Here is a 3571-nt window from a genome sequence, read left to right as displayed (position 1 = left end):
GGACTGCCCGTACGCGGAGATCGACGAGGTCGACGCCGACCCCGGCACCACGCACCTGTTGGCCTGGGCTCCGGCCACCGAATCCGGTCCGGACGAGTTGGTGGCCACCCTGCGCGTGTTCGGGTCGGGGGTCCACGGTGGGGTCATGCACCTCGGCCGGGTGTGCACGGCTCCCGGGTGGCGAGGGCGGGGGATCGCCGGTGTCCTGATCCGTCGCGGACTCGAGCTGTGCGGCGAGCTGCCCGTCGAGATAGGCGCCCAGTCCCACCTCGAGGGGTGGTACGAGCAGTTCGGGTTCCTCCGTTGCGGACCGGACTACCTGGATGAACGGATCCCGCACCTCCCCATGAGGCGCGACCTCCTAGGATGAGGCGTGGCTCACCCCTCCCCACATCTCCCGAGGACACCATATGACGTCTGACGCTGCATCCGGTTCACACTCCGCATCCGGTTCGCTGGTCACGGCACCTCTGGTCAAGGCACTTCTCCCCGAGAGCGAGATGCCGACCCACTGGTACAACATCCAGGCCGACCTGCCCGAGCAGATGGCGCCGCACCTGCACCCGGGCACGAAGGAGCCGCTCGGGCCGGAGGACCTGGCGCCGTTGTTCCCGATGGCGCTCATCGAGCAGGAGGTCACCGGGGAGCGGTACGTCGAGATCCCCGAGGAGGTGCGGGAGATCTACCGGCTGTGGCGGCCCTCGCCCCTCATCCGGGCCCGCCGACTGGAGAAGGCCCTCGGCACCTCGGCGAGGATCTACTACAAGTACGAGGGCACCAGCCCGGTCGGCTCACACAAGCCCAACACGGCCGTGGCCCAGGCGTACTACAACGCCGCGGAGGGCATCACCAAGCTCACCACCGAGACCGGCGCCGGTCAGTGGGGCGCGTCGCTGGCGTTCGCCGGTCAGGCCTTCGGCATCGAGGTTGAGGTCTGGCAGGTCAAGGCGTCCTTCGAGTCCAAGCCGTACCGCCGGATGCTCATGGAGACCTTCGGCGCCTCCGTCCACCCGAGCCCCTCCGACCTGACCGAGGCGGGCCGGTCCTTCCTCGCCAAGGACCCCCACACCCCCGGTTCGCTGGGAATGGCGGTGTCGGAGGCGGTCGAGGTGGCGGCGGGCGACCCCGAGGCCCGCTACTCCCTGGGTTCCGTCCTCAACCACGTGTGCCTGCACCAGACGATCATCGGCGAGGAGGCCCTCAAACAGCTCGAGATGTTCGGGGAGGCCGCGCCCGACTACGTCTTCGGGTGCGCTGGGGGCGGCTCCAACCTCGCCGGTCTGGCGTTCCCGTTCATCCGCGAGAACCTGGCCGGGGCGCAGACGAGGATCGTGGCCGTCGAACCGACCGCCTGCCCGTCCATGACCGAGGGCGAGTTCCGATACGACCACGGAGACGTGGCGGGTCTGACCCCGCTCATGAAGATGTACACGCTGGGCCAGGACTTCGTCCCGGACCCCATCCACTCGGGCGGTCTCCGGTACCACGGGATGGCACCGCTGGTCAGTCACGTCAAGCACCTCGGCCTGCTCGACTCGATCGCGGTGGAACAGAACGTCGCCTTCGCCGCCGGTGTCGAGTTCGCCAAGGCCGAGGGCATCGTGCCCGCGCCCGAGTCCACCCACGCCCTCGCCGGCGCGTTCGACGAGGCCCGCAGGCACACCGGGGAGGCGGGCACGGGCCCGTCCATCGTGATCGGCCTGTCCGGTCACGGCTTCCTCGACCTCCCGGCCTACGAGTCGTACGTCCGCGGCGAGCTCGGCTGACCGGCGCCGACGCGGGGCGATCCGGTCCACCGCGTCCCCTGCCGCGGGGCCGTGTGTGAGCCGGAGCCCGGAGCCGACAGGGTCCCCGCGCGGTCACGGCCTCGTCGCAGCACAGCCACCCACCAACTGAACCGACCCCCTCTCAACACCAGGAGTCACCCATGGTCAATCCCATCGATTTCACCGACCGCGTCGCGATCATCACCGGCGCCGGAGGCGGCCTCGGCCGCGCCTACGCCCTCGCCCTGGCCGAGCGCGGCGCCAAGGTCGTCGTCAACGACCTCGGCGGCGACGTCCACGGCGAGGGTGGCACCACCTCCCCGGCCCAGCGCGTTGTCGACGAGATCGTCGCCACCGGCGGCGAGGCCATGGTCGACGGCAACGACATCACCGACGAGGCCGCGGTCGACGCGCTGGTCTCCTCGGTCATCGACAAGTGGGGGCGCATCGACATCCTCATGAACAACGCCGGCATCCTGCGCGACAAGTCGTTCGCCAAGATGGACAACGACGACTTCCGCAAGGTCCTCGAGGTCCACCTCATGGGCTCGGTCAACTGCACCAAGGCCGTCTGGCCCCACATGGCCGAGGCCGGATACGGCCGCATCCTCATGACCACCTCGTCCTCGGGTATCTACGGCAACTTCGGCCAGAGCAACTACGCCGCCGCCAAGTCCGGCCTGGTCGGCCTGATGAACGTGCTCGCCATCGAGGGCGCCAAGAAGAACATCAAGGTCAACTCCATCGCCCCCACGGCCGCCACCCGCATGACCGAGGACCTGCTCCCACAGCGGGTCCTGGACATCATGGGCCCGGAGACCATCGCGCCCGGCGCCCTGTTCATGGTCAGCGAGGACGCGCCCACCAAGACCATCCTCGGTGCCGGCGCCGGCGTGTTCGCCGTTTCCCAGATGGTCGAGAGCCGCGGGGTCTACCTCCCGGACAACGCCCGCACCCCCGAGGTCGTGGCCGAGCGGTGGAACGAGATCGCCGACGTCACCGACGCGAACCCCCTGGAGTCGGCGTTCGAGCAGACCTCCAAGTACGCCGCGCTCGCGGCGCGCGAACTGGGGCTCCACCTCGAGAGCTGAGCCGCGGGGCGCGTGCGCGGGGATAGACTCCGCTCACGCGCCTGGCGCTCCGCCACGGTCTTCTCACCCCTGGACCGGTCTTGACCACGACACCGTCGACGGAGACGATCCGCGGCTTCACCCGTTCCCTGCACCCGGTCGGACTGGCCGTCGCGCTGCTGTTCTTCGTGTGGTCCATGACGCCCTCCCTGTTGCCGCGGGTGTGGCCCCTGCAGGCCGTGGCGACCGGGATCAGCCTCGCGACCGGGTACGGTCTGGGCTGCCTGATCGCATGGGCGGTCCGCTCCTGCGGGGTCTCCCCGGACCATTCCGCCCGCCTGCGCAGGATCGGGTGGTGGTCCCTGGCCGTCACGGCCGCGGTGACCGTCCCGACGTTCCTGGTCCTGGGGTCCTGGTGGCAGCAGATCACCCGGGACCTGGCCGGCGTCGAGCGCATCGACCGCGCCAACTACCTGCTCGTCCTGGTGCTGTCACTACTGGTCGCGACGGTCATCCTCGCGGCGGCCAGGGGGATCCGGCGTGGCACGGCGGCGCTGACCCGGATCGCCGCACCTCACGTCCCGGCCCCACTCGCCCGCGTCGTGGCGCTGGGTCTCGTGGTCCTCATCGCCGTGCTGTCGATCAACGGGCTCGTCCACCGCGGGGTGATCGGCCTGGCCGACAGGACGGCCTCCGCCGCGGACCACGGCACCGCCGAGGGCGTGCGGCAACCCC

Annotated in this window: 4 protein-coding genes; all 4 read left to right on the top strand. The window is 70.2% G+C overall.

From position 1 onward, the window contains the following. Positions 1–370: GNAT family N-acetyltransferase (locus G6018_RS10705; protein WP_182639570.1), on the top strand; the 370-nt coding region annotated here is incomplete at its 5' end. A 40-nt stretch (positions 371–410) separates the two neighbouring features. Continuing rightward, positions 411–1766 carry a TrpB-like pyridoxal phosphate-dependent enzyme gene (locus G6018_RS10700; protein WP_182610381.1) on the top strand — a complete coding sequence of 452 codons (1356 nt, stop codon included), beginning with the start codon at positions 411–413 and terminating at the stop codon, positions 1764–1766. A gap of 161 nt (positions 1767–1927) precedes the next feature. Then, positions 1928–2857: an SDR family oxidoreductase gene (locus tag G6018_RS10695; RefSeq protein ID WP_179524025.1), complete on the top strand. Its 930-nt coding sequence runs from the start codon at positions 1928–1930 to the stop codon at positions 2855–2857. 80 nt (positions 2858–2937) lie between these two features. Beyond that, the coding region (locus G6018_RS10690; RefSeq protein WP_277817770.1) for an alpha/beta-hydrolase N-terminal domain-containing protein at positions 2938–3571 on the top strand (634 nt) is incomplete at its 3' end.

This window comes from Dietzia sp. DQ11-44 (assembly GCF_014145205.1).
Classification (GTDB): Bacteria; Actinomycetota; Actinomycetes; order Mycobacteriales; family Mycobacteriaceae; genus Dietzia; species Dietzia natronolimnaea.
Note: the sequence above shows the minus strand (reverse complement) of the source record. Positions and strands in the feature narration are given on the sequence as shown.

Coding starts and splice junctions, on each gene's coding strand:
- G6018_RS10700 (WP_182610381.1), top strand. CDS start 411: ATGACGTCTGACGCTGCATCCGGTTCACACTCCGCATCCGGTTCGCTG.
- G6018_RS10695 (WP_179524025.1), top strand. CDS start 1,928: ATGGTCAATCCCATCGATTTCACCGACCGCGTCGCGATCATCACCGGC.